General features: G+C 69.8%; 19 protein-coding genes. 8 read left to right on the top strand and 11 right to left on the bottom strand.

Going from position 1 to position 25,728, the window contains the following annotated elements; translation table 11 throughout:
* Positions 1-214: 214 nt before the first annotated feature.
* Both IE278_RS21280 and IE278_RS21275 read right to left on the bottom strand, forming a co-directional pair.
* Positions 215-1,603, bottom strand: coding sequence for a M16 family metallopeptidase (locus tag IE278_RS21280; protein WP_189774611.1), 1,389 nt, complete (start codon positions 1,601-1,603; stop codon positions 215-217).
* Positions 1,600-2,964 carry a M16 family metallopeptidase gene (locus tag IE278_RS21275; protein ID WP_189774610.1) on the bottom strand — a complete coding sequence of 455 codons (1,365 nt, stop codon included), beginning with the start codon at positions 2,962-2,964 and terminating at the stop codon, positions 1,600-1,602. The genes IE278_RS21280 and IE278_RS21275 overlap by 4 nt, the downstream gene beginning before the upstream one ends.
* A 472-nt stretch (positions 2,965-3,436) precedes the next feature.
* On the opposite strand from IE278_RS21275, the gene IE278_RS21270 reads away from it, so the two are divergent.
* The gene (locus tag IE278_RS21270; protein ID WP_189774609.1) at positions 3,437-5,887 is read left to right on the top strand and encodes a DNA gyrase/topoisomerase IV subunit A; all 2,451 of its coding nucleotides are present in this window, start codon (positions 3,437-3,439) and stop codon (positions 5,885-5,887) included.
* On the opposite strand, the gene IE278_RS21265 is transcribed toward IE278_RS21270, so the two are convergent.
* Positions 5,884-7,005: a CobW family GTP-binding protein gene (locus IE278_RS21265; protein WP_189774608.1), complete on the bottom strand. Its 1,122-nt coding sequence runs from the start codon at positions 7,003-7,005 to the stop codon at positions 5,884-5,886. The two genes, IE278_RS21270 and IE278_RS21265, sit on opposite strands and share 4 nt — an antisense overlap.
* 319 nt (positions 7,006-7,324) lie before the next feature.
* Between IE278_RS21265 and IE278_RS21260 the strand changes: the two genes are divergently transcribed.
* Both IE278_RS21260 and IE278_RS21255 read left to right on the top strand, forming a co-directional pair.
* A complete protein-coding gene (locus IE278_RS21260) occupies positions 7,325-7,849 on the top strand; it encodes a DUF6082 family protein (RefSeq protein ID WP_189774606.1) in 525 nt (174 codons plus the stop codon).
* Positions 7,850-7,945: 96 nt separating this feature from the next.
* Positions 7,946-8,182: a hypothetical protein gene (locus tag IE278_RS21255; RefSeq protein WP_189774604.1), complete on the top strand. Its 237-nt coding sequence runs from the start codon at positions 7,946-7,948 to the stop codon at positions 8,180-8,182.
* A 225-nt stretch (positions 8,183-8,407) separates the two neighbouring features.
* Here IE278_RS21255 and IE278_RS21250 read toward each other — a convergent pair whose 3' ends face one another.
* On the bottom strand, positions 8,408-9,589 hold the full coding sequence (locus IE278_RS21250; protein ID WP_189774602.1) for a citrate synthase/methylcitrate synthase: 1,182 nt from the start codon (positions 9,587-9,589) through the stop codon (positions 8,408-8,410).
* Positions 9,590-9,687: 98 nt separating this feature from the next.
* On the opposite strand from IE278_RS21250, the gene IE278_RS21245 reads away from it, so the two are divergent.
* From IE278_RS21245 to IE278_RS21230, 4 genes are all read left to right on the top strand, one after another.
* Entirely contained in the window at positions 9,688-10,953 is a 1,266-nt protein-coding gene (locus IE278_RS21245) for a citrate synthase (protein ID WP_189774600.1), read from the top strand.
* Between the two features lie 52 nt (positions 10,954-11,005).
* Positions 11,006-11,956 carry a ferredoxin family protein gene (locus IE278_RS21240; RefSeq protein WP_189774598.1) on the top strand — a complete coding sequence of 317 codons (951 nt, stop codon included), beginning with the start codon at positions 11,006-11,008 and terminating at the stop codon, positions 11,954-11,956.
* A gap of 147 nt (positions 11,957-12,103) precedes the next feature.
* Positions 12,104-13,789: a sensor histidine kinase gene (locus tag IE278_RS21235; protein WP_189774596.1), complete on the top strand. Its 1,686-nt coding sequence runs from the start codon at positions 12,104-12,106 to the stop codon at positions 13,787-13,789.
* Complete coding sequence (locus IE278_RS21230; protein ID WP_189774595.1) at positions 13,786-14,466, top strand: response regulator; 681 nt, start codon at positions 13,786-13,788, stop codon at positions 14,464-14,466. The genes IE278_RS21235 and IE278_RS21230 overlap by 4 nt, the downstream gene beginning before the upstream one ends.
* 25 nt (positions 14,467-14,491) lie before the next feature.
* Here IE278_RS21230 and IE278_RS21225 read toward each other — a convergent pair whose 3' ends face one another.
* The 3 genes from IE278_RS21225 to IE278_RS21215 form a co-directional block, all read right to left on the bottom strand.
* Positions 14,492-16,084 (bottom strand): monocarboxylic acid transporter, encoded by a 1,593-nt coding sequence (locus IE278_RS21225; protein WP_189774593.1) that lies wholly within the window; start codon positions 16,082-16,084, stop codon positions 14,492-14,494.
* Positions 16,081-16,569 (bottom strand): DUF485 domain-containing protein, encoded by a 489-nt coding sequence (locus IE278_RS21220; protein ID WP_246570462.1) that lies wholly within the window; start codon positions 16,567-16,569, stop codon positions 16,081-16,083. Before IE278_RS21220 ends, IE278_RS21225 begins: the two co-directional genes overlap by 4 nt.
* 426 nt (positions 16,570-16,995) lie before the next feature.
* The gene (locus IE278_RS21215) at positions 16,996-19,119 is read right to left on the bottom strand and encodes a DNA gyrase/topoisomerase IV subunit B (protein ID WP_189774591.1); all 2,124 of its coding nucleotides are present in this window, start codon (positions 19,117-19,119) and stop codon (positions 16,996-16,998) included.
* A gap of 441 nt (positions 19,120-19,560) precedes the next feature.
* Between IE278_RS21215 and IE278_RS21210 the strand changes: the two genes are divergently transcribed.
* Positions 19,561-19,791 carry a DUF7455 domain-containing protein gene (locus tag IE278_RS21210; protein ID WP_107021495.1) on the top strand — a complete coding sequence of 77 codons (231 nt, stop codon included), beginning with the start codon at positions 19,561-19,563 and terminating at the stop codon, positions 19,789-19,791.
* A 146-nt stretch (positions 19,792-19,937) separates the two neighbouring features.
* Here IE278_RS21210 and IE278_RS21205 read toward each other — a convergent pair whose 3' ends face one another.
* The 4 genes from IE278_RS21205 to IE278_RS21190 all read right to left on the bottom strand — a co-directional run bounded on the left by IE278_RS21205 (position 19,938) and on the right by IE278_RS21190 (position 25,672).
* Complete coding sequence (locus IE278_RS21205; RefSeq protein ID WP_189774590.1) at positions 19,938-20,753, bottom strand: S1 family serine peptidase; 816 nt, start codon at positions 20,751-20,753, stop codon at positions 19,938-19,940.
* 135 nt (positions 20,754-20,888) lie between these two features.
* A complete protein-coding gene (locus IE278_RS21200; protein ID WP_189774589.1) occupies positions 20,889-22,427 on the bottom strand; it encodes an RNA polymerase sigma factor in 1,539 nt (512 codons plus the stop codon).
* A 407-nt stretch (positions 22,428-22,834) separates the two neighbouring features.
* Positions 22,835-23,722, bottom strand: a complete 888-nt coding sequence (locus IE278_RS21195; protein ID WP_189774588.1) for a FadR/GntR family transcriptional regulator — start codon at positions 23,720-23,722, stop codon at positions 22,835-22,837.
* 162 nt (positions 23,723-23,884) lie between these two features.
* Positions 23,885-25,672 (bottom strand): ABC transporter ATP-binding protein, encoded by a 1,788-nt coding sequence (locus IE278_RS21190; RefSeq protein WP_189774587.1) that lies wholly within the window; start codon positions 25,670-25,672, stop codon positions 23,885-23,887.
* Between the last annotated feature and the right edge of the window lie 56 nt (positions 25,673-25,728).

Raw genomic sequence — 25,728 nt, 5'->3', positions numbered from 1 at the left:
CGCAGTGCCTGACGAACAGCCGGACCGACGCTAAGCGGCGCCTCTTTCATTCGACAAACGGATCACCATTTTTGTAGCGCATGCCACAGGGCAGACAGGCAACTTCCCTGCAATACGGACAAACCATGGGCGAAGACGGACAGGAAAGGGCCCGGGTGACTCGTACGGTCACCCGGGCCCCGGCCGTTGCGGGCCCCTGCGCGGTCACAGGTCCCTACTCGGCTGTCACGACGCTGACTTCGCCGACACCGAGGGCCCTGACGGGCTCTTCGATCTGCGCGGCGTCACCGACGAGGACGGTCACCAGACGGTCCACCGGGAACGCGTTCACGGCGGCCGCGGTGGCCTCCACGGTGCCGGTCGCGGCGAGCTGCTTGTACAGCGTCGCCTGGAAGTCGTCCGGCAGGTGCTGCTCGACCTGGTCGGCGAGCGTGCCCGCGACGGCGCCCGCGGTCTCGTACTTCAGGGGCGCCACCCCCACCAGGTTCTGCACGGCGACGTCGCGCTCGGCGTCCGTCAGGCCCTCGGCGGCCAGGGTGCGCAGCACCTTCCACAGGTCGTCGAGCGCCGGGCCGGTGTTCGGGGTGTCCACGGAGCCGCTGATGGCGAGCATCGAGATGCCCGTCCCGTCCGGGGCGGAGCGCAGCACCTGGCCGAACGCCCGCACACCGTAGGTGTATCCCTTCTCCTCGCGCAGGACGCGGTCCAGGCGGGAGGTGAGGGTGCCACCGAGGCAGTACGTGCCGAGCACCTGGGCCGGCCACACGCGGTCGTGCCGGTCCGCGCCGACGCGGCCGATGAGCAGCTGCGTCTGGACGGCTCCGGGCCGGTCGACGATGATCACGCGGCCGGTGTCGTCGGCGGTCACCGAGGGCACGGGACGTGCCTGGGCCTGCGATCCGGTCCAGGTGCCGAGCGTGTCCCCGAGCAGCGCGTCGAGGTCGACGTCCGTGAGGTCCCCGACGACGACCGCGGTGGCCGTGGCGGGACGTACGTGCTTCTCGTAGAAGCTGCGCACGGCCGCCGAGTCGATCGCGGTGACCGTCTCCTCGGTGCCCTGGCGCGGACGCGACATGCGGGAGTCCGCCGGGAAGAGCTGCCGGGACAGCTCCTTGGCGGCCCGCCGGGCCGGGTTGGCGGTCTCGTGCGGGATCTCGTCGAGCCGGTTGCGCACCAGCCGCTCGATCTCGCCGTCCTCGAACGCGGGTGCCCGCAGGGCGTCGGCGAGCAGGCCGAGCGCCTTGGGCAGGCGGGAGACGGGGACTTCGAGGCTGAGCCGTACGCCGGGGTGGTCCGCGTGGGCGTCGAGCGTGGCGCCGCAGCGCTCCAGCTCGGCGGCGAACTCCTCGGCGGAGTGCTTGTCGGTGCCCTCCGAGAAGGCCCGGGCCATGATCGTGGCGATGCCGTCGAGGCCCTTGGGCTCGGCCTCCAGCGGGGCGTCCAGAAGGATCTCCACGGCGACGACCTGCTGGCCGGGGCGGTGGCAGCGCAGCAGCGTCAGGCCGTTGCCGAGGGTGCCGCGCTCGGGCGCCGGGAAGGCCCAGGGCCTGGCCTCGCCGGCCTGGGGCTGCGGGTGGAACTCCATCGTGGCGAGCTCGGTCACTTGGCCGCCTCCTCGTCGGTGTTGTCAGCGGCGCCGGTCTCTTCGGGCGCGTCGGTCTCGTCCGGGGCGATCGGCTCGTAGACCAGCACCGCGCGGTTGTCGGGGCGCAGACGGGCCTTGGCGACCTCCTGGACCTCCTCCGCGGTGATGTCGAGGACGCGCTGCACGGCGGTCAGGGCGAGCTGGGGGTCGCCGAACAGGACCGCGTACCGGCACAGTTCGTCGGCGCGGCCCGCGACCGTGCCGAGCCGGTCCAGCCACTCGCGCTCCAACTGGGCCTGGGCCCGCTCCATCTCCTCGGCCGTGGGGCCCTCCGCGGCGAACCGGGCGAGCTCCTCGTCGACGGCGGCCTCGATGACCGGGACCTCGACGTCGCCGGACGTCTTCACGTCGAGCCACCCCAGGGAGGGTGCTCCGGCGAGGCGCAGCAGGCCGAACCCGGCCGCGACGGCGGTGCGGTCACGGCGTACGAGCCGGTTGTAGAGCCGGGACGACTCGCCGCCGCCGAGCACGGTCAGGGCGAGGTCGGCTGCGTCCGACGCGCGCGTGCCGTCCTCCGGCAGCCGGTAGGCGGCCATCAGCGCGCGGGCCGGGACCTCCTCCTCGACGACCTCGCGCAACTGCCCGCCCATGGTCTCCGGGAGCGAGCCGTCGCGCGGGGCGGGCTTGCCGTCGTGTCCCGCGATGGAACCGAAGTACTTCTCGACCCAGGCGAGCGTCTGCTCCGGGTCGATGTCCCCGACGATCGACAGCACGGCGTTGTTGGGCGCGTAGTAGGTGCGGAAGAACGCGCGCGCGTCCTCGAGGGTGGCCGCGTCCAGGTCGGCCATCGACCCGATCGGGGTGTGGTGGTAGGGATGGCCCTCCGGGTACGCGAGGGCGGTCAGCTTCTCGAAGGCGGTGCCGTAGGGGACGTTGTCGTAGCGCTGCCTGCGCTCGTTCTTGACGACGTCCCGCTGGTTCTCCATCGACTCGTCGTCGAGCGCGGCGAGCAGCGAGCCCATGCGGTCGGCCTCCAGCCAGAGAGCGAGCTCCAGCTGGTGCGTCGGCATGGTCTCGAAATAGTTGGTGCGCTCGAAACTCGTCGTGCCGTTGAGCGAACCGCCCGCTCCCTGGACCAGTTCGAAGTGGCCGTTGCCCTTCACCTGGCCGGAACCCTGGAACATCAGGTGCTCGAAGAGGTGGGCGAGCCCGGTGCGGCCCTCGACCTCGTGACGCGAGCCGACGTCGTACCAGAGGCACACCGCCGCGACCGGGGTCAGGTGGTCCTCGGAGAGCACCACACGCAGGCCGTTGGCCAGGCGGTGCTCGGTCGCTGTCAGGCCGCCGGAACCGGCCTCGGCTGTGGCCGTGTGACCCATGGGCATGTACGTCCCTTCGATCGCGGAAAACTGCTGAATTCCTGCTAGTCGTGCCACTGTATGCAAGCGCGCGGACAGCTGGCGAAGTTCCCGCATCGGGTACGCCGAGAGCGAGCACGCGCGTGTCCTCGGGCCCCGGGCGACCGACACACCGGATCTCGCACGGCCGTACGATCACGCACACTCCGGCATCCGCCCGCGGCCCGCACCTGACAAGCCCCCTCCGCCACCCCCGCGGGAACGGAACGCGGTAGCGTCCTCAGACCTCCGCGGGCAGCCGGGGCCACGCTCGTGAAGCCCTCCGGGGCCGCCTCGACCGCGGCCCACCGGGCCTGTTGGGGCGGTCGCGCACCCGGTCCGTGAAGCCCGTACGGACGGGTCGTGGTCCGCGTTGTCAGTACTGCGGTCCACAATGGACCGCGTCAGAACCCGTTCATGCCCCGGCAGAGACTGTGAAGGAGTCGCAGCAGCGATGGCCCGCCGCAGCACGAAGACCCCGCCTTCCGACGACTTCGAGGAGCGCATCCTCGACATCGACGTCGTCGACGAGATGCAGGGCTCCTTCCTCGAGTACGCGTACTCGGTCATCTACTCCCGAGCCCTGCCGGACGCCCGCGACGGCCTCAAGCCCGTGCACCGCCGCATCGTCTACCAGATGAACGAGATGGGGCTCCGCCCCGACCGCGGCTATGTGAAGTGCGCCCGCGTCGTCGGCGAGGTCATGGGTAAGCTCCACCCCCACGGCGACGCGTCGATCTACGACGCCCTGGTCCGCCTGGCCCAGCCCTTTTCCATGCGGCTGCCCCTGGTCGACGGCCACGGCAACTTCGGTTCGCTGGGCAACGACGACCCGCCGGCCGCCATGCGGTACACAGAGGCGAGGATGGCCGACGCCACCTCCCTCATGACGGAGTCGATCGAAGAGAACACCGTCGACTTCGCCCCGAACTACGACGGCCAGGAGCAGGAGCCGTCGGTCCTCCCGGCCGCGTATCCGAACCTCCTGGTCAACGGCGCGTCGGGCATCGCGGTCGGCATGGCGACGAACATGGCGCCGCACAACCTCGGTGAGGTCATCGCCGCCGCCCGCCATCTGATCCGCCACCCCGGGGCCGATCTCGAAACGCTCATGAAGTACGTCCCGGGCCCCGACCTGCCCACCGGCGGCCGGATCGTCGGCCTGACCGGGATCAGGGACGCGTACGAATCGGGCCGCGGCACCTTCAAGATCCGCGCGACGGTGTCGGTGGAGAACGTGACGGCTCGCCGCAAGGGCCTCGTCGTCACCGAACTGCCCTTCACCGTCGGCCCGGAGAAGGTGATCGCGAAGATCAAGGACCTGGTCGGCTCGAAGAAGCTGCAGGGCATCGCCGACGTCAAGGACCTCACCGACCGCTCGCACGGCCTGCGCCTGGTCATCGAGGTCAAGAACGGCTTCGTGCCGGAAGCGGTCCTGGAGCAGCTCTACAAACTGACGCCGATGGAGGAGTCCTTCGGCATCAACAACGTGGCGCTGGTGGACGGCCAGCCGCTCACGCTGGGCCTCAAGGAACTGCTGGAGGTGTACCTCGACCACCGTTTCGAGGTCGTGCGCCGCCGCAGCGAGTTCCGCCGCACCAAGAAGCGCGACCGGCTGCACCTGGTCGAGGGCCTGCTCGTCGCGCTCCTGGACATCGACGAGGTCATCCGCCTCATCCGCTCCAGTGAGAACTCCGCCCAGGCCAAGCAGCGCCTGATCGAGCACTTCTCCCTGAGCGAGATCCAGACGCAGTACATCCTGGACACGCCGCTGCGCCGCCTGACCAAGTTCGACCGCATCGAGCTGGAGACCGAGCGCGACCGGCTCAACGGCGAGATCGACGAGCTGACCGGCATCCTGGACTCGGACGCCGAGCTGCGCAAGCTGGTGTCGGCCGAACTGGCCGCGGTGGCCAAGAAGTTCGGCACCGACCGGCGTACGGTGCTGCTGGAGTCCGCGGGTTCCGCCGCCACGGCCGTCCCGCTGCAGGTGGCGGACGACCCGTGCCGGGTGCTCCTGTCGTCCACGGCACTGCTCGCGCGTACGGCCAACGGTGACCCCTTCGGGGAGAACGAGGGCAGGCGCGTCAAGCACGACCTGATCGTCTCCGCCGTCCCTGCGACGGCCCAGGGCGAGATCGGCGCGGTCACGTCCAGCGGCCGGCTCCTGCGGCTCAACGTCATCGACCTCCCGCAGCTGCCGGAGACCGCCTCGGCGCCCAACCTCTCCGGGGGCGCGCCGATCTCGGAGTTCCTGACGCTGGAGGGCGACGAGCAGGTGGTCTGCCTGATGACGCTCGACGAGTCGTCGCCCGGCCTGGCGCTCGGCACCCAGCAGGGTGTGGTCAAGCGTGTGGTCCCGGACTATCCGTCCAACAAGGGAGAGCTGGAGGTCATCACCCTCAAGGACGGTGACCGGATCGTCGGCGCGGCCGAGCTGCGCACCGGCGAGGAGGACCTCATCTTCATCACCGACGACGCGCAGCTGCTGCGCTATCAGGCGTCCCAGGTCCGCCCGCAGGGCCGGCCGGCGGGCGGTATGACGGGGGTGAAGCTCACGGACGGGGCCAAGGTGATCTCGTTCACGGCGGTCGATCCGGCCGTGGACGCGGTGGTCTTCACCGTGGCGGGTTCGCGCGGCACCCTGGACGACTCGGTGCAGACGACGGCCAAGCTGACGCCCTTCGACCAGTACCCGCGCAAGGGCCGCGCCACCGGTGGCGTGCGCTGCCAGCGGTTCCTGAAGGGTGAGGACTGCCTGAGCCTGGCCTGGGCGGGCCCCGCTCCCGCACGGGCCGCACAGAAGGACGGGACGCCCGCGGAGCTCCCGGAGATGGACCCGCGCCGCGACGGCTCGGGTGTCTCCCTGGCGAAGACGGTGTCGGTGGTGGCGGGCCCGGTCTAGGCCCCGCCGTCCGGCAGGTCGCCCTCACCACCCCGACCTGCCCCCTCCACCTCTACCCCCACTTCCTGCTCCTGTACGTACCGCAGGACGCCCCACATGCTGCTCTCGTCGGCGTGTGGGGCGTCGTCCTTGCATGCCTCCAGTTCCTTGCCGAGCGCGACGGCGTCGATGCCGGACCCGATGAGCACGAGCTGGGTGAGCCGCGCGTCCCGCTCACCCGGGGCCCAGGGCTCCGGATAGAAGCGCAGGAACCGGCCCACGGCATGTACGGCGTACCGGTTACGGGGGTCGGCGGCACCGAAGTCGACATACCCCTTGATCCGATACAGACCGTCGGGCCTGCTGTCGAGGAAGTCCATCAACCGTCGTGGCCCGAGAGGTACTTCTGAGGTGAAGGAGACGGACTCGTAGGCCGAGTGCAGATGACCGAGGTGCTCGTCACGGTCGCCGGGATGGCTGTCCTCATCGCGAGGGAGGTCGTCGAAGGACAACTGGCCGATACGTTCCTCGGTCGGCCTGCAGTCGAACAGGAACTCGGGGTCGATCCGACCGTACGAAGCCGGTACGACAGCGGCACCGTCGGCGAGCGTACGCACGAGCCGGATCACGCGGTCGGGGTCCGCCGCGCGGTCCGCCTTGTTGACGACGACCAGGTCGGCGATGACGAGGTGCCGGTCGATCTCGGGATGCTTCGCGCGGGTGGCGTCGAACTCGGCGGCGTCGACGACCTCCACCAGACCGCCGTAGACGATGTGCGGGTTCTCGCTGGCCAGGAGCATCTTCACCAGCTCCTGGGGCTCGGCGAGACCGCTCGCCTCGATGACGATCACGTCCATCCGGGCCGAGGGCCGGGCGAGCCGGTCCAGATACACATCGAGTTCACTGGCGTCCACGGCGCAGCACAGGCACCCGTTGCCCAGCGAAACGGTGGAGTCGCCGAGGGCGCCGGCCACGGCCATGGCATCGATCTCGATGGCACCGAAGTCGTTCACGATGGCACCGATACGGTTTCCTCCGCTTCGGTGCAGGAGATGGTTGAGCAGCGTGGTCTTACCGGAACCAAGGAAACCGGCGAGGACGAGGACCGGGATCTGCTGGGGGCTCGTCTGACTCGACACGCGACCTCTCTCACACCAATTGCGTACTCCGGCTCGCAAACCGGCTCTCTCGACGGGGGACGAATGCCCGCCAAGGATACGAGCCGCCCCGGAAAGCGCTGGAAGTGAACGATTGTTAGCGGCGCTCGCGGGGCACACGTTGGGCAAGGCGCCGAGTTGCGCGACCCGCGCTTACCTCCGTGCGCCGCCTCTCCGCCTCCCAGCCGATCAGACCCGCTCGGCACCCTGGGAGACGGCAAGCGCCGCCCAACGCTCGCCGGTCCCCATCAGTCGACCCGCACCGACGACCGGCGGACGGCCGCCTGATTCGGGGGTTGACATGGCCACACAGAACTTGGGGATCCGGGGGTTGAGCACCGCCTCTGTGGCGGGACTCGCGTTCACAGCGGGAACACTCGCAGTCCTCACTTTCCAGCAGCGCCAGTACAACAAGATGAGACTGCGGGTGGAGCAGCAGCGTGTGCACCTCCAGTTGCTGAGCAAGGCCATGGACGATCCGGAACTGGCCGTCGTGATGAGCACCGTCGATCTCAGCGCCGCGCCGGCCGCCGAACGGCCCAGGCTGCGACGCCAGTACCTCTTCGCCAACGCGCTGTACACGAACGCCCTGCACACCTTCCACGCCGGAGACGTCAACTGGCAGGAGTTGCACGGACACCTTCGAGTGCTTTGCCAGAGCAGCGTGTTCCGCGATTACTGGGAAGCCACCCGACATCATCGCGACAGTCTCGACGACTCGTCCGAGGAGGCTCGCGTAGGGAAAATGGTGGACGGCCTCGTCCGCGATCTGGCCGAAGCAGACACGGAGGAGTGGTGGGTAGTGGGTGAACCCCCGCCAAAATAGAGCCAGTTGGGCTAGTCCCCGGGTTCACCCCCGGGGACTCGAGGGACTACATTTGCCCCGCTCTTCTGTCTATCCTCCTGAGGACCGGGATCCCCTTTGAAAATCGTGCGTCGCATCGGCGCGTCTCCTCGTGAACGAGGCAGCGTGACCGGCGAGACCTGCCCCGACATCTTCGAACTCAGCGATGGCAACTTCGCTGTCATCGGCACAGAGGCCACTGCGGTGCTCGACACCGAGCTTCCCGCCGACGCCGCGCGCGCCGACTACGAACGCATCGTCGTGGTGAGCCGGGAGACCTTGATCCGGGCCAAGGCCGACATCCCCGACGCCTGAGCCCCCGCGGCCGGAAGACGGGTCCACCCTCGCCTCGCTCCGCGCCAGCCATCGCCTCGCCTCGCCGCACCCCACCTCGGTGCGGGCCGAAGGCCGCCCCGACCGGGCAGCACACCAACCGGTCACTGCCCGACGACACACCGCAAGGCCCGGCGCCAGACCGGCTCTCCGGGCCTCACGCGCACGCAACACCTCCATACCCGGGAACCTCACCGGCCGAAGCGGTCAGGCCGCCGCCGGCACCACAACCGGTGCCCCCGGCCCCACATACCGTGCCGCCGGCCGGATGATCTTCGGGTCCTCCGCCTGTTCCAGGATGTTCGCGCTCCAGCCGACCACGCGTGCCGCCGCGAACGTCGGCGTGAACATCTCGCGCGGGAGGCCGCAGAGTTCCATGACGACCCCCGCGTAGAACTCCACGTTGGTATGCAGCTCACGACCCGGCTTGAGCTCCGCCAGAATGGCCTCCACCTGGCGCTCGACCTCGACGGCGAAGTCGACCAGGGGGCCGCCGAAGCCCTGGGCGATCTCGCGGAGCATACGCGAGCGCGGATCCTCGGTGCGGTAGACGGGATGACCGAAGCCCATGATGCGGTCCCCCGCCAGCACCCGTTCACGGATCCAGGAGTCGATACGGTCGGGCGTCCCGATCGCGTCCAGGGTGTCCAGGGCCCGGCTCGGGGCCCCGCCGTGCAGCGGACCCGAGAGGGCCCCCACCGCCCCGCCGAGACAGGCCGTCATGTCGGCCCCCGTCGACGCGATCACCCGGGCCGTGAAGGTTGACGCATTGAATCCGTGATCAATGGTTGAGATCAAGTACTGCTCGACGGCCCGCGCCCGGGCGGGCTCCGGCTCTGAACCCGTCATCATGTACAGGTAGTTGGCGGCGTAGGACAGGTCGTCGCGCGGCTCGACGGGAGCAAGGCCCTGCCCGAGCCGGTACAGCGCGGTCAACAGCGTCGGCACGGCCGCCGACGCCGCGAGCGCGTCCGCCCCGCGCTGCTCGCCGTCGAGGTCGTACACCGGCCGGAAGCCGCGCGCCGCGCCGAACAGGGACAGCGCCGTCCTCATCCCGGCGAGCGCCCCGGCCCGCCCACTGGCCGCGGCGATCGCGGGAAGTGCCGCCCGCACCTCCTCGGGCAGCCGCCGCAGTTCCACCGTTCGCGCGGCGAAGGCGGAACTCTGCGCCGCGTCCGGCAGTTCACCGTGCATCAGCAGATGCCATACGTCCTCGAAGCCGCGGCTCCTCGCGAGTTCCACGGCCGAGTACTGGCGGTAGTGGTAGAACCCCTCGGCCCCTCTGACGTCACCCAGCACGGTATCGGTGACGACGACGCCCGCGAGTCCTCGCGGAACGTCGACCAAAGCGCTCGCGTCCCGACCGTTCGCGGTCCGGTTGATCGACATGCTTGCCTCCCTGAACTTGATTCGACTGTCCATGCTTGACTTGTTCATTGTCAATATTGATTGATTCAACACTCGAACCCACGGATACGGTGACGCCCATGACGGATCAGGAAACGGCCCCGGCACACGAAGGCGAAGGGCGGCGGATCAGCACCCGGGAAGCCGCCGAGCTCCTCGGCGTGAAGCCGGAGACGGTGTACGCGTACGTGAGCCGCGGCCGACTCGGCAGCCGGAGCAACCCGGGCGGCCGTGGCAGCACCTTCGACCCCACGGAGGTGGAAGCCCTCGCACGCCGCAACAGGCGTGAACCGGCACTGAGCGCACCGACCGCGGGCGCACTTTCCGTCCGCACCCGGATCACCCTGATCGAGAAGGACCGCTACTACTTCCGCGGCGTCGACGCGACCGAGCTCGCCGCACGCCACTCGTACGAAGAGGTCGCGGAGTGGCTCTGGACAGGCGTGCTGCGCCCTGGCGCCACCTTCACGGCACCCGAGGCCTCCGTCGCGGTGGCCCGCCGCGCCGTCGACTCACTGCCCGAGCACACGGGCCCCACCGACCGGCTCCGCGTGGCCGCCATCGCCGCGGCGGCGGCCGACCCCCTGCGCTTCGACCTTTCCGAGCAGTCCGTGCTGGGCACGGCCCGCACCCTGATCCCCACACTCGTCGCCGCCCTGCCGCCCAAAAGGCACGATCAGCCGGCCGACGGCCCACTGGCCCACCGTCTGTGGGTCCGGCTCAGCGGACGCGACGCCTCGGAAGCATTCCTGCGGGCCCTGGACACGGCCCTCGCGCTGCTCGTCGACCACGACCTGGCCGCCTCGACCCTGGCGGTCCGGGTGGCGGCCTCGGCCCGCGCCCACCCGTACGCCGCTGTCTCAGCCGGCCTCGGCGTACTCGAAGGCCCCCTCCACGGAGCGGCCAGCGGCCTGGCACACCGCATGCTCCTCGATGTCCTCGACCACGGCACGGCGGCGCCCGTGATCGCCGACGAGCTGCGCGCGGGGCGCCGCGTCCCGGGCCTCGGTCACCGTCTCTACCCGGGCGAGGACCCCCGCGCGCGGGCGCTGTTCGCCCTCCTGGAGGGCATCCCCGACGCCGCGCCGGCGCTCGCCGCGGCCCACGACGTCGTCGCCACGACGGCTCGCCACGTCCCGCTGCACGCCAACGTCGACCTGGCCCTCGCCGTCCTCACGGCCTCGTCCGGCATGTCCTCCTCGGCGGGTGAGACGATCTTCGCGGTGGCCCGGACCGCCGGCTGGATCGCCCACACCCTGGAGGAGTACGGCGAGGCACCGCTGCGTATGCGCCCGAGCGGGCACTACGTAGGAGAACGGCCACCTCAGCCACTTCCGGAGCAGTGACACCAACGGCCCCACAGGTCGCCAGGAGCCAAGTCAGGTTAGGCTCACCTCTGTGAGTACGTGCGCGAAGGTCTCACAGGACCTGGAGGAACCGCTCGCGGGGACCGCCGCCACGGCGCGGACATGGCTGCTGGTCGAACAGCCCGGCCCCTGGGGCGCCGAAGCGCTGACATCGAGCCACCTGGATCCCGTACTGGGCCGGGCCCTGGAGCGGGCCGCCGAGGACACCGGTGTACGCATCGCCCTGATCCGCCGCCCGGGACGCCACGCGGACTGTCACCAGGCCGCCGAGCGCCAGGTGTACGCGGCCCACACCACTCCGGGAAACGTATGGCTGCACAGCGCCACCACCTCGGACCCCGAACAGCTGCTCACACTTGATTTCGCCGAGCTGGGCAGGGGCCTGTCCGGCACCTTCGACACCGCGCTCGACGCCCGCCCCCACACCGGTGACCCACTCGCCCTGGTGTGCACCAACGGCAAGCGCGACCGGTGCTGCGCCCTGCTCGGCCGCCCCCTCGCCGCCGAACTCGCGGCCTCCGGAGTGGCGGGAGCGTGGGAGGTCACGCACCTGGGAGGCCACCGCTTCTCCCCCACCCTCCTCGTCCTGCCGTTCGGTTACGCCTACGGGCGCGCCGAGGCCCATGCCGTGAAGGAGGTCCTCCAGGGCGTGCGCGAAGGGCGTGTCGTCACGGAGGGGTGCCGTGGCAGCTCCGCCTGGGAACGCCCCGGCCAGGCTGCCGAACTGGCCGTGCGTACGGCGGTGCGCGAGGACACTGCGGGCGCGCTGAGTGTGGTCCGTACCGAGGGCGAGGCGCCTCACTGGGAGGTGACCATCGCCCATACCGACGGCCGCCACTGGCTCGTCGCGGTCACCCAGGGCGCTTCGTCGCCGCCCCGTGCGCAGAGCTGCGGTTCAGCTCTCGGTTCGCCGGCCCGCATGGACGTGACGGTGGTGCGTGAGCTGTCGCGTACGACCGCCGCAAGCGCCGCGCGCCGCTGACCCGCTGACCTACGACCTACGACCTACGACCTACCTACTGACCTTGCTGACTTTGTTCGGCGACCCGCTGACCAGGGCATCCGAACGAGATCCACGCCACTTCGTCCACTGCCCGGCCCGCCCGCCGTTCCCCGTACCGTCATGGGTATGAGCCGAACTCCCCCTGCCCGACGACTCCGCCTCGGCATGCCGAGGCGGATGTTCTCGCAGGTGCTGCTGATGCAGGTGGCGATCGCCGCCGGAGTCGCCGTACTCGCCACGGGTCTGTTCCTGGCCCCCCTCAGTGACCAGCTGGACGACCAGGCGATGCGTCGCGCGCTCGCGATCGCGCAGACCACGGCGGCACAGCCACAGCTCGCCGACGAGCTGACGTCGACGCGCCCCTCGGCGGACGGGCCCGTCCAGGCCGAGGCGGAGCGGATCCGCGAGGCGAGCGGGGCCGAGTATGTCGTGGTCATGGACATGCACGGGGTGCGCTGGTCTCACACCAATCCCGCCGAGATCGGGGGACGCGTCTCCACCGACCCGCAGCAGGCGCTGGCCGGCCGTGAGGTCATGCAGATCGACGACGGCACACTGGGCCGCTCGGCACGCGGCAAGGTGCCGCTGCGCGATGCCGGCGGTGACATCGTCGGCGCGGTCTCGGTCGGTATCGAGTACGACAGTGTGCGGGCCCGTCTGATCCACGCCATCCCGGGGCTCTTCGCCTACGCGGGCGGAGCGCTGGCCGTGGGCGCGCTGGCCGCCTACCTGATCTCACGGCGGGTCCAGCGGCAGACCCGTGACCTGGCCTTCTCGGACATCGCCGGACTCCTGGCGGAACGTGAGGCCATGCTGCACGGCATCAGGGAGGGCGTCGTCGCGCTGGATCGCGAGGGCAGGATCCGGCTGCTCAACGACGAGGCCCGGCGGCTGCTGGGCCTGGGCGACGAAGCCGTGGGGCAGCCTCTCGGTACGGCGCTCGGTGAGGGACGTACGACCGATGTGCTGGCCGGGACCGTCGGCGGAACCGATCTGCTCACCGTCCGCGGACAACGGGTCCTGGTCGCCAACCGCATGCCCACCGACGACGGCGGCGCGGTCGCCACGCTGCGGGACCGTACGGAGCTGGAGCAGTTGGGCCGCGAGCTCGACTCCACCCGCGGTCTGATCGACGCCCTGCGCGCCCAGGACCACGAGCACGCCAACCGGATGCACACACTGCTCGGTCTGCTGGAGCTGGAGATGTTCGACGACGCCGTGGAGTTCGTCGGCGAGGTGGTCGGCGACCACAGGGCCACCGCGGAACAGATCACCGAGAGGATCCACGACCCGCTGCTCGCCGCCCTCCTGGTGGGCAAGGCCACCGTCGCGGCGGAGCGCGCCGTGGCCCTGACGGTCTCCGACAGCACGCTGTTCCCCGACCGGCTGGTCGACCCCCGGGGACTGGTCACGATCGTCGGGAACCTCGTCGACAACGCGCTCGACGCCGTCGCGGGCGCCCCGCACGCGCGCGTGGAGGTCGAATTGCGCGCGGAAGGGCGTACGGCCGTGCTCAGGGTGCGGGACACCGGGCCGGGGATCCCCGCCGGACACCATGAGTTGATCTTCACGGACGGCTGGTCCACCAAGGAACCGCCGGCCCACCGAGGGCGCGGGATCGGGCTGTCGCTGGTGCGCCGGCTCGCCGAACGGCAAGGTGGCAGCGCACAGGTCGCGCAGGCGGAGGCCGGGGGTGCGGAATTCACGATCGTGCTGCCGGAAGCCCTCGCGGAACCGGCACTCACCTCGCCGCCGGAACCCGGCCCCGCACGGGAGATATCCGCCACGACCACCAAGGAGGAGCCACGATGATCGAGGTACTGGTCGTGGACGACGATGTCCGGGTCGCTCGGGTCAACGCCGCCTACGTGGAGAAGGTCCCGGGTTTCCATGTCGCGGCCGAGGCGCACACCGCGGCGGAGGCCCTGCGGGAGATGGAGGTGCTGCCCCAGCTGGACCTGGTGCTGCTCGACCACTACCTGCCCGACGAGACCGGTCTCGCGGTCGTCCAGGAGATGCGGCGGCGGGGCCTCCAGGCCGACGTGATCATGGTGACCGCGGCGCGTGACGTCACCACGGTCCAGGCGGCGATGCGGCACGGCGCCCTGCAGTACCTGGTGAAACCGTTCGCCTTCGCCGGGCTCCGCGCGAAACTTGAGGCGTACGCGGACCTGCGTCGCACCCTCGACGGCGGCGGCGAGGCCGAACAGGCCGAGGTCGACCGGATCTTCGGCGCCCTCTCCACGGGCACGGAACCGGACCTGCCCAAGGGGCATTCCCCCACCACCGCGGAGGCGGTGCGCCAAGCCCTGGTGAACGCGGAAAGCCCCCTGTCCGCCCAGGAGATCGCCGAGCGGACCGGCCTCAGCCGGCAGACCGCCCAGCGCTATCTGAAGCTTCTGGAGCGCACCGGCCGGGCCACCCTGAGCCTGAAGTACGGTGACGCGGGCCGCCCCGAACACCGCTATGTCTGGGCGACCCGCCCCTGACGGAGGACCCGCGAGAGCGCCTGTCTCAGACCGCCCCCGCCCCTGTGAGCGCCCGCACCTCCGTCTCCGCGTGTTTGGCCTCGTCCGGCGCCTCCGTGGACGTGACAGTGCCCAGCCAGCCCGCGAGGAAGCCCATCGGGATGGACACCAGACCCGGATTGTCCAGCGGGAAGTACTGCAGGTCGACGCCCGGGAACAGCGAACCGGGACTGCCCGACACCACGGGCGACAGCACCACGAGCACCAGGGCCGGCAGCAGGCCCCCGTACACGGACCACACGGCGCCGCGTGTCGTGAAGTTCCGCCAGAACAGCGAGTACAGCAGGACGGGCAGGTTCGCCGACGCGGCGACCGCGAAGGCGAGTCCCACCAGGAACGCCACATTGAGGTCGCGCGCGAGCAGGCCGAGCCCGATGGCCACGACACCGACCCCGACCGCTGCGGCCCGGGCCACGGCCACCTCGCTACGCGGCTTGGCGCGCCGTCGCCGCAGCGACGCGTAGAGGTCGTGGGCCACGGAGGCCGAGGAGGCGAGCGTGATTCCTGCGACCACCGCGAGGATCGTGGCGAAGGCGATCGCGGCGACGATCGCAAAAAGAACCGTTCCTCCCGTGGACGAGGCCCCACCGCCCAGATCGAGCGCCAGCAGCGGAACCGCCGTGTTCCCGGCCGCGTTCGACCCGCGTACGGCATCGGGGCCGACGATCGCCGCCGCGCCGAACCCCAGCACGATCGTCATCAGGTAGAATCCGCCGATCAACCCGATCGACCAGACGACCGAACGGCGGGCGGCACGGGCGGTCGGCACGGTGTAGAAGCGCGACAGGATGTGCGGAAGGCCCGCTGTGCCGAGCACCAGAGCCAGTCCCAGGCTGATGAAGTCGAGGCGCGCCGTCCAGTCCCCGCCGTACTTCAGGCCCGGCGCCAGGAACGACTTCCCGTGCCCGCTGCGCTCCGCCGCCGTACGCAGCAACTGGTCGAAGTCCCCGTGGAACCGCACCAGGACGAGCACGGTCAACGCGATCGCCCCGCCCATGAGCAGGACGGCCTTGACGATCTGGATCCATGTGGTGGCCCGCATCCCGCCGAACGACACGTACACGACCATGAGGGCACCGACCCCGATGACCGTCCAGGTCTGTGCCGCGTCGCTCGTGCCTCCCAGGAGCAGCGCGACCAGGCTGCCCGCCCCCACCATCTGGGCGACCAGATACAGAACCGACACGGTCACCGAGGACGTTCCCGCCGCGATGCGCACCGGTCGCTCACTCATCCGTGCGGCGACGACATCGGCGAGCGTGAACCGTCCGCAGTTGCGCACCAGTTCGGCGACGAGGAAGAGGACGACCAGCCAGGCCACGAGGAAGCCCACCGAGTACAGCAGCCCGTCGTAGCCGAAGAGCGCGATCAGCCCGGAGATACCGAGGAAGGAGGCGGCGGACATGTAGTCGCCCGCGATGGCAAAACCATTCTCCATCGGTGAGAAGAGCCGGCCGCCCGCGTAGAACTCCTCCGCCGAACCATGCCGGTGACGGCTCACCCAGGTCGTGATCCCGAGAGTGATCGCGACGAACACGCTGAAGAGCAGCAGGGCCAGCGTCTGATGGTTCCCCGTCACCTCTCACCACCCGCGACGCTGCGCGTCAGCTCCTGTGTGTCCCACCGCAGATCGAGCGCGGCCCTGTCCCTGCGCAGCCGTGCGTGCCGCGCGTAGGCCCAGGTGAAGAGGAACGTCGTGAGGAACTGTCCGAGCCCCGCGACCATCGCCACGTTCACCGCGCCGGCCACGGGCCGCGCCATGAAGGCCGGCGCCGTGGTCGCCGTCACGACATACGCCACGTACCAGGTGAAGAACACGGCGACGGCCGGAATCACGAACCTCCGGTACCTGCTGCGCACCTCCTTGAAGGCGGCACTGCGCTGCACCTCCAGATAGACGTCGGCGGCGCGCGCGCTCAGGTCCTCCCGCTCCCCGCGCGCGGGCGGCACAGCGGGAGCGGGCGCACCCGTACCGTCCAACTCGCCCCACCCTGAGGCGAGCGCGTCGTACCAGGGGTCGTCGATCCGGACCTGTCCGGGGTCGGGACCGTCGTGCTTCTCCACCGAACTCTCCTTGTCCGCCGCCCGTTTCGGCCGCGTGCCCAAGGATGGACAGAACGGGAAGATCCCTGACTCTTCTCTCCCCGCACTTCACCCCATCAGGTGACTCACCCCCCTGGTGGCCGCACATGTCCTTTCCCGAAGGCGTAACGGACGGCCTGGGCACGGCCCGCTCCCGGTTGCTCAGGCCCTCGGCGATCAGCCCCGGCACCTCCGGCTCCCGCAGGGTCAGCCCGTCCGGAGCCTCTGCGCGGGCACGGCGACCTCCGCCTCCGGCAGTCACTCCAGCAAACACCGCTGGATGCCCGACGAGAGTCCCGCCCAGGGCGGACCTGGCGGGCGATCACCAGGACGACTACGGCGACGATCAGGGGCCCGGCCGGAATCCCGGCCGGGCCCCTCGGACCGCGTACGCGTCGGTCTGATCGCCTACGCGTCGATGCGCGAGCGGTCCAGCGTCGCCGCGGAACTGGAGATGAACTCCTTGCGCGGAGCGACGTCGTTGCCCATCAGCAGGTCGAACACCTGCTCGGAGGCTTCGAGGTCGGTGATGTTGATCCGGCGCAGTGTGCGGTGGCGCGGGTCCATGGTCGTCTCGGCCAGCTGATCCGCGTCCATCTCGCCCAGACCCTTGTAGCGCTGGATCGAGTCCTTGTACCGCACGTTCTTGCGCTGGAGTTCGAGCACGGTCTCCCGGAGCTCACGGTCCGAGTACGTGTAGATGTACTTGTCCTGGCCCTTCTTGGGCTGGCTCAACTCGATCCGGTGCAGCGGCGGCACCGCCGCGAACACCCGGCCGGCCTCGACCATGGGCCGCATGTAGCGCTGGAAGAGCGTCAGGAGCAGACAACGGATGTGCGCGCCGTCGACGTCGGCGTCGACGAGCAGGATGATCTTCCCGTAACGGGCGGTGTCGAGATCGAAGGTGCGCCCCGATCCCGCTCCTATGACCTGGATGATCGCCCCGCACTCGACGTTTTTCAGCATGTCGGACACGGACGACTTCTGAACGTTGAGGATCTTTCCGCGGATCGGCAGGAGTGCCTGGAACTCGGAGTTCCGGGCGAGCTTGGCGGTGCCGAGCGCCGAGTCGCCCTCGACGATGAACAGCTCGCTGCGCTCCACGTCGTCGCTGCGGCAGTCGGCGAGCTTGGCGGGCAGCGAGGAGGACTCCAGTGCCGTCTTCCGCCGCTGGGCGTCCTTGTGCTGGCGGGCCGCGATCCTCGTACGGGCGGCGGCCACCGCCTTCTCGAGGACGACCCGGGCCTGTGCGGCCGCGTCCCGCTTCGTGGAGGTCAGGAACGCCTTGAGCTCCTTGGAGACCACGTTCGTCACGATGCGACGGGCCGCGGAGGTGCCGAGCACCTCCTTCGTCTGCCCTTCGAACTGGGGCTCCGCGAGACGCACGGTGACGACGGCGGTGAGGCCTTCCAGGGCGTCGTCCTTGACGACGTCGTCCTCGGCGACGCGCAGCAGTTTCTTGGTGCGCAGCACTTCGTTGACCGTCTTGGCCACCGCCTGTTCGAAGCCCGCGACGTGGGTGCCGCCCTTGGGAGTGGCGATGATGTTCACGTACGACCTGAGCGTGGTGTCGTAGCCCGTGCCCCAGCGCATCGCGACGTCGACGCCCAGTTCGCGGGTGACTTCGGTCGGAGTCATCTGTCCGTGGTCGTCGAGGACCGGGACCGTCTCCTTGAAGCTGCCCTGGCCGGAGAAGCGGAGCACGTCGCAGACGGGCTTGTCCGAGGCCAGGTACTCGCAGAACTCGCTGATGCCGCCGTCGAAGCGGAAGGACTCCTCGCCCTTGCTGCCGCCCTCGCCGAGCCCGAACTCGTCACGGACGACCAGGGTCAGTCCGGGCACCAGGAAGGCGGTCTGCCGGGCGCGCTGGTGCAGGTTCTCCAGGGAGAGCTTGGCGTCCTTGAGGAAGATCTGGCGGTCGGCCCAGTACCGCACACGCGTGCCGGTGCGGTTCTTGGGGACCCTCTTGAGCTTGCGCAGCCCGGAGGACGGGTCGAACGTGGCATCGGCGCCGTCGCCCTTGAAGGCGCCGGGCGTGCCCCGCCGGAAGCTCACCGCGTGGGTGTTGCCCCCTCGGTCCACCTCGACGTCCAGGCGGGCCGAGAGCGCGTTCACCACGGAGGCGCCCACGCCGTGCAGGCCGCCGGAGGCCGCGTACGAGCCGCCGCCGAACTTGCCTCCGGCATGCAGCTTGGTCATCACGACTTCGATGCCCGAAAGACCGGTTTTGGGCTCGACATCGACCGGAATCCCGCGGCCGTTGTCCCGCACCTCGACGGAACCGTCGTCATGCAGGGTCACATCGATGTGGTCGCAGTACCCTCCGAGGGCTTCGTCCACGGAGTTGTCGATGATCTCCCAGAGGCAGTGCATCAGACCGCGGCTGTCGGTCGATCCGATGTACATGCCAGGGCGCTTCCGCACGGCCTCTAGACCTTCGAGGACGAGCAGGTGCCGCGCGGTGTAGTTGGAACCGTCCCGGTCTGCTCCGGTCAGCAGGGCTGTGGACGGCACGGACGTCTCGGCGGTCACGCGGTTCGCTCCTCGCTGAATTTCAGTTGGGGCCCTTTTGGGTAAGGGTCCGGCTTCGGTCACCGGTCTGAGGGTACCGAGGCCTGGTAGAGCCGTTGTAACGCCACCCTCGTCCCAAACGCAGACTAGTCCAGAGTCGCATGCCTGTTCGATCCCTCGTTGGAGTGAAGTACATATCACGTTCCCTTCCAGGCATGAACCATTTAGGCTCCGGGCACGTCCTCAAGAACAACCGGCAAGCCAGCCGGTGAGGACTGAACCTGACAGAGCGCGAACCCGTAAGACACGAAGACACGCAATACGGCTCATTCGCCGCCAACCGGCAGCAGACAGCCGACTCGGAAAGATTTTTTTCGAGGAAGAGCCACGAGCGGGAACGTTTTCGGCCTGGTTGGATGTTGACCCTGGTACGACAGCTCGTCGAGCTAGAGAAGAGGCGACGTGACTACTGTTCTGACCCCCGCGAGCCCACTGACGGCCGCTGACCGCTGCGACCGTTGCGGCGCCCAGGCATATCTGCGCGTCGTCCTCCTCAACGGTGGTGAACTGCTCTTCTGCGCCCACCACGGGCGCAAGTTCGAGCCGGAACTCAAGAAGATCGCCGCTGAGATACAGGACGAGACGGAGCGGTTGACGGCCGCCCCGGCAAGCGCCAATGACGAAGAGCACTGACACTTCGCGCAGACGACGAGCCATCTCCGGCACAGGCCGGTGACCGGGCGGCCGCCCCTGATCCCAGGGGCGGCCGCTCGCGCTTGTGGCTGCGGACAGTGCGTTCCTGCCCACGGAACAAGCCCTCGGGCACCGTCGGGCACCTCTCAGTGGCCCGCTCCGAGCGCTGTGACGACCCCTGAGGCCCTCGTATAGACCCCAGGGCTCCCAACCCGTCCGCAGCCGCTCCCCCACGACACAAGGCCGATCAGCCGCCCCTGGGCGACCAGGGGCCCGCCACTGTCCCCCTGGCAGGCGTCCCGGCCACCACCCGCCTCCCCCGCGCAGAGCATGGAGCCGGCGAGGTACGTGCCGTCCGCACTGCCCGGGTAGGCCTCCTCACAGACGGCGTCGGACAGCACCCGGACCGGCGAGGCCCGCAGGGAGCTCGCGTAGTCGCCGGCCCCCGTCGTGTCGCCCCAGCCGTACACCACAGCACCCGTACCGGGCTTGTACGCGGCGTCCCCGGCGCCCGCCATGCCGATGACCGAACCGGCGGCGAGCGGCTCCGAGAGGGTGAGTACGGCGAAGTCCCCGGCATTCGTGTAGCTGTCGTGCCGCGGATTGATCCAGACGTCACGCACGGCGACCTCCTCGCCACCGTCCGCCCGCAGATCTCCGCGCCCTGCGACGATCCTCAGATCCCGGACCTGCCGAGGGGGAGCGCCCAGCACTTCCTCGCCCAGACAGTGGGCGGCCGTCAGCACCGTCTCCCGCCCGATCACCACTCCCCCGCAGAACTGTCCCGCGCGTGTTCCCCCGAACCGGTCACGGCTGGACAGGGCCACCATCCAGGGGGTCTCGGCGATCTCGACCGGGTAGCCGCCGATGACGACATCGGCCGTCGCGGGGGCCGGGGACACCAGCGGTATCGCGGCCACCGCGGCCACGAGGGCCAGTGCACGGGCGAAGGTACGACGCATGCGCGCTCCTCACTCTGGGGTTGTCACGAGACACCCAGAGTGATCCAACAGGCGGCGCTCCGCACTCCGCGCAGACCGATGGCCCGGCTCCCCTGACGGAAGACCGGGCCATCGATGACGTACTGCGACCGAGGCCTAGTCCAGGTAGTCGCGCAGCACCTGCGAGCGCGACGGGTGACGCAGCTTCGACATCGTCTTGGACTCGATCTGGCGGATGCGCTCGCGCGTCACGCCGTACACCTTGCCGATCTCGTCGAGGGTCTTCGGCTGACCGTCGGTGAGACCGAAGCGCATCGAGACGACGCCCGCCTCACGCTCGGACAGGGTGTCCAGGACGGAGTGCAACTGCTCCTGGAGGAGCGTGAAGCTGACCGCGTCGGCCGGGACGACCGCCTCGGAGTCCTCGATGAGGTCACCGAACTCGCTGTCGCCGTCCTCACCCAGGGGGGTGTGGAGGGAGATCGGCTCGCGACCGTACTTCTGGACCTCGATGACCTTCTCGGGGGTCATGTCGAGTTCCTTGGCCAGCTCCTCCGGAGTGGGCTCGCGGCCCAGGTCCTGAAGCATCTGGCGCTGCACGCGCGCGAGCTTGTTGATGACCTCAACCATGTGCACCGGGATACGGATGGTGCGGGCCTGGTCGGCCATCGCGCGGGTGATCGCCTGACGGATCCACCACGTGGCGTACGTCGAGAACTTGTAGCCCTTGGTGTAGTCGAACTTCTCCACCGCGCGGATCAGACCGAGGTTGCCCTCCTGGATGAGGTCCAGGAAGAGCATGCCGCGGCCGGTGTAACGCTTGGCCAGGGAGACCACCAGACGGAGGTTGGCCTCCAGGAGGTGGTTCTTGGCGCGGCGGCCGTCCTCGGCGATGATCTCCAGCTCGCGCTTGAGCTTCGGCGCGAGCTTGTCGGCGTTCGCCAGCTTGTCCTCGGCGAACAGACCGGCCTCGATGCGCTTGGCGAGCTCGACCTCCTGCTCGGCGTTGAGCAGCGGGACCTTGCCGATCTGCTTGAGGTAGTCCTTGACGGGGTCGGCGGTGGCACCGGCCGCGGCGACCTGCTGCGCGGGCGCGTCGTCCTCGTCCTCGTCGGACAGCACGAAGCCCTGGGCGCCGTCCTCGGTGGGCTCCTCGCCGGCCTTGGCCGTACCCGGAGTCTCCTCGGTCGCCTCGTCGTCGCCCTGCTCGGCGTCGGCGTTCTTGGCGGTGGTCTTCTTCGCCGCCGTCTTCTTGGCGACGGTCTTCTTCGCGACTGCCTTCTTGGCGGTCGTCTTCTTGGCCGCGGCCTTCTTGGCGGTCGCGTCCTCGGCGGGATCGTCGGCCTCGGGCATCGCCGGCGTGGCGGTGGCGGTGGCCTTCTTGACCGTCGCCGTCTTCGCCGCGACGGTCTTGGTGGCGGTGCGCTTGGCGGGACTCTTCGCTGCGACGCTCTTCCGGGTGCGCTTTGGCTCCGCGGCACTGACCATCAGCGTCACACCCTCTTCCTCGAGGATCTGGTTGAGGCTGCGCAGTACGTTCTTCCACTGAGTGGCCGGAATCTGGTCAGCTTCGAAGGCCCGACGCACGTCATCGCCGGCGATCTGCCCCTCAGCCTTTCCCCGCTCAATGAGCGCCATGACAGAGACGGACTCGGCGATCTCCGGCGGGAGCGTACGGGATGTGCTGGCCGACACGAACAACCTCTCGGAACGTTGGAAAACGGCTTCCGGCCCCGTCCACTGCGGAGAGGAGCCGACGACCGCCGACTTTGGAATGGGCCGACGGCGCGGGCGGGAGCCGGGAAGAGTCACAGCGCCTGAAGCGGCGCCCATATTCCCTACTCGGCTGTCACCTCTTAGGTCATCGCGCTGTCCCGAAGAGTGTTACGCCCAATCTGCGTGGCCCGAGTCACACCTCGTAAGCGCCTAAAAGCGGCCAGATACGGTCAGAGGTGGTCAGCAGACCCTTCCAGCATCCCGTCGCACCGCCGGGCCCCACCGGATTCCTGGAGGATCCGGTGGGGCCCGGCGGCAGACGGTTCGCCGGCCAGACGGTGCCACGCGGGACGAACGCTCCCGATCGCGCCACCAGCGGTACGCGATCAGTGCTCGCGCGGCGCGGGAACGACGCGCTCCACCTCGGGGTGGACGGTGAGCAGCTGCCGCATGGCCGCCTCGGCGCCCGAGGCGTCGCCCGCCGCGAGCGCGTCGGCGATACGGGCATGGTGCGACAGGGATGCCTCGTTCGGCCGGTCGCAGCCCGCGATGGGACCGCCGGAGACCTGGAGCGCGGCCGACACGATCCCGGAGAGGTGCTCCAGCATGCGGTTGCCCGCGACCTGGATGAGCAGCGAGTGGAACTCCGCGTCGGCCCGCGAGAAGGTGAGCGCGTCACCCTGCCCCATCGCGTGGCCCATGATCTCGACCATGTCGGTGAGCCGCTGCTGGACCTCCGGGCGGCCGTGCCCGGCGGCGAGGCGGGCGGCCAGCGGTTCGATCGTCCAGCGCAGCTCGCTCAGCTCACGGCGCTGGTCGTCGCGCTGCGGGCCGAAGGCGCGCCACTCGATGATGTCCGGGTCCAGGAGGTTCCAGTCACTGACCGGACGTACCCGTGTGCCGACATTGGGGCGGGCACTGACCAGGCCCTTGGCCTCAAGGACACGCAGGGACTCACGGACGACGGTGCGGGAGACCTCGAATCGCTGGCCGATCTCCTCGGGGACGAGGGGGCGGTCGGCGCCCAGGTCACCGGAGACGATCATCTGACCCAGCTGCTGAACGAGTTGTCCGTGCAGGCCGCGGCCGCGACTTCCGGCGGCACGTCGGCCCATGCGACCCAGATCCGGGTCCGTGGCATCCCACACAGAGCTGCCGACGCGGTCTGCGCCGGGTCCCTCCGCGTAGGGGTAGCGGTCGAGTTCGCCCGGACCGGTGAGGCCGGAGTCTGCGGAACGGGCGGCGGTCATCATGGCGTGCGCAAGGGTAGTCACGCATCCTTTGTCGGCGTCGCCTCCAACTCCCTTGAGGTCTTTGGTGAAAAGCACACGAAAGGGTGATCGCTCACCCCGTCGCAATTGACGCCTTATCGGAAAGAAATGGGCGTTCTGTGCGGAGTTGTGCACACGAGGGGAACACACGTGCACGGACGGTCGTCATCGGACCCGGCTCCGCAGAGTCGTAAGCAGATATGCGCAGAGCAGAGCCGTGAGTGACAACATCAGTGCTCCCGCGACGGGTTGGGCGATCACCCCTGCCGCGGCGACCACGTACTGCTCGCCCCCGAACGGCCACCGCACCAGTACGAGCTCACGCAGCCGGGTCGAGAACCCGGCAGCGGTCCGCACCGAGGGCCCCTCCAGAACCTTCTGCACGATCGGCACGACCAGGATCGGTACGGCGAGGACCGCCGCGAGACCCGCGGTGGTGGACCGGAAGATCCCTGCCGCCAGAACCCCCGCCCAGGCACAGCCGATCACGAGGCCGATCCAACCGGCACCCAAGGAGATCCAGTCCGGCGGAACTCCGGTCAGTTCCCGTCCGTAGACGAGGTAGAGCAGTTCGGCGTTCAGTCCCACCACGCCGAGGGCGAGGGTGAGCGCGGTGGCCGCCGCGACGACGAGTTTGGCGGCCAGCAGCCCCAGGCGGCGGGGGACGGTCCCGCGGTCCGTGGCCAGGGCGGGGTGACGGAACTCGTCGCCGAAGGCGAAGGCTCCGAGCAGTCCCGCACCGAGCGCCGCGGGCGGCAGGGGGAAGTCCCGCGGCCACGCGGCCAGCAGCCGCGACTGCGGCGCGTGTCCCGCTCTGGCCAGGAGTACGGCGATGAGGGCGGAGACAACGAGCACGGCGGCCGCGGTGAGCCAGCCCGTACCGACCCCCGCCGCGCGCCGCAGCTCGTAGCGCAGCGGCCGCAAGGGGCCGGCACCCTGGCGGACGGTGATCGGCGGCGGCAGGGGTGACAACTCGCGCGCACCCTGCTCCCCCACACCCCGCACCGCCGCCCCGGCCTCATCCCCGACCCCGGCCTCCACCTCTTGGGGGCTCCCCCCAGGTTCCGACGCGGGCGTAGCCCCCATATCCCCCACCTCGTCGGCGAGTTGGTGTACGAGGATGCCGTGACGATAGGCGGACTCTCCGATGTCGGCACAGGTGCTGCCGTACACGGAGAGGCGATTGCCGTCCTCCCGCACGACCTCCACGGAGCACCGGGCAGTGCGGGCCTCCTTGATCAACAGAGCACCGAGGCGGGCGGCGTGCGGGCTCCGGACGGCGACGCGGGGCCGGAGCCGGGTGCGCGCGAAGTCCGCGGCCTCCTGGTCGGCGACGAGCCTGCCCTTCTCCAGGGTGACGACCCGGTCGGCGGCCTGCGCGGCCTCCCTGGGGTCGTCCGTGGCGAACAGCACGGTGCCGCCCGCACCGGCATGGGCCCGCAGCACCCCGTGCAGCCAGCGGCTTTCACGAGCGGAGAGTCCTTCGGTGGCGCCGTCGAGCACGAGGGTGTGCGGATCGGACAGCAGGGCACAGGCGAGGCCCAGGCGGCGGTCCATGCCTCGCGAGAGAGTTCCCAGGCGTTCGTCGCGCAGGCTGACGAGTCCCACCACCTCCAGGACGTCGTCGGCACGCCGTGCGGGTACGCCCGCCGCGGCGCACAGCATGCGGAGTTGGCCCCGGACCGTGCGTGCCGGGTGGCCGGGAACCTCCCCGAGGAGTACGCCCACTTCGCGCGAGGGATGGGCGATGCGGTGCAGCGGGCGACCCCTGAAGTAGGTGATTCCGCGGCCCGGTTGCAGTTCGAGCATGAGCCTGAGGGCGGTCGTCTTGCCTGCGCCGGGAGCTCCGAGGAGCGCCGTGACACGGCCGGAGGGCGCCTCGAAGGAGACGTCGTCGACAGCGGGGGGAAGCTCCTTGCGGGCGTTGCTGGTCAGTCCGATGGCCTGGATCACCCAAAGCAAGATAGCGCGATATGTACCGTTTTCCGGTCACCTTGGGCGCGTGCGGA

It is taken from the genome of Streptomyces tauricus, from assembly GCF_014650955.1.
GTDB lineage: Bacteria > Actinomycetota > Actinomycetes > Streptomycetales > Streptomycetaceae > Streptomyces > Streptomyces tauricus.
The sequence above is the reverse complement of the archived record's forward strand: the minus strand, read 5'-3'. Positions and strand labels throughout refer to the sequence as shown.

Coding starts and splice junctions, on each gene's coding strand:
- IE278_RS21275 (WP_189774610.1), bottom strand. CDS start 2,964: ATGGGTCACACGGCCACAGCCGAGGCCGGTTCCGGCGGCCTGACAGCG.
- IE278_RS21270 (WP_189774609.1), top strand. CDS start 3,437: ATGGCCCGCCGCAGCACGAAGACCCCGCCTTCCGACGACTTCGAGGAG.
- IE278_RS21260 (WP_189774606.1), top strand. CDS start 7,325: ATGGCCACACAGAACTTGGGGATCCGGGGGTTGAGCACCGCCTCTGTG.
- IE278_RS21250 (WP_189774602.1), bottom strand. CDS start 9,589: ATGTCGATCAACCGGACCGCGAACGGTCGGGACGCGAGCGCTTTGGTC.
- IE278_RS21245 (WP_189774600.1), top strand. CDS start 9,688: ATGACGGATCAGGAAACGGCCCCGGCACACGAAGGCGAAGGGCGGCGG.
- IE278_RS21235 (WP_189774596.1), top strand. CDS start 12,104: ATGAGCCGAACTCCCCCTGCCCGACGACTCCGCCTCGGCATGCCGAGG.
- IE278_RS21230 (WP_189774595.1), top strand. CDS start 13,786: ATGATCGAGGTACTGGTCGTGGACGACGATGTCCGGGTCGCTCGGGTC.
- IE278_RS21205 (WP_189774590.1), bottom strand. CDS start 20,753: ATGCGTCGTACCTTCGCCCGTGCACTGGCCCTCGTGGCCGCGGTGGCC.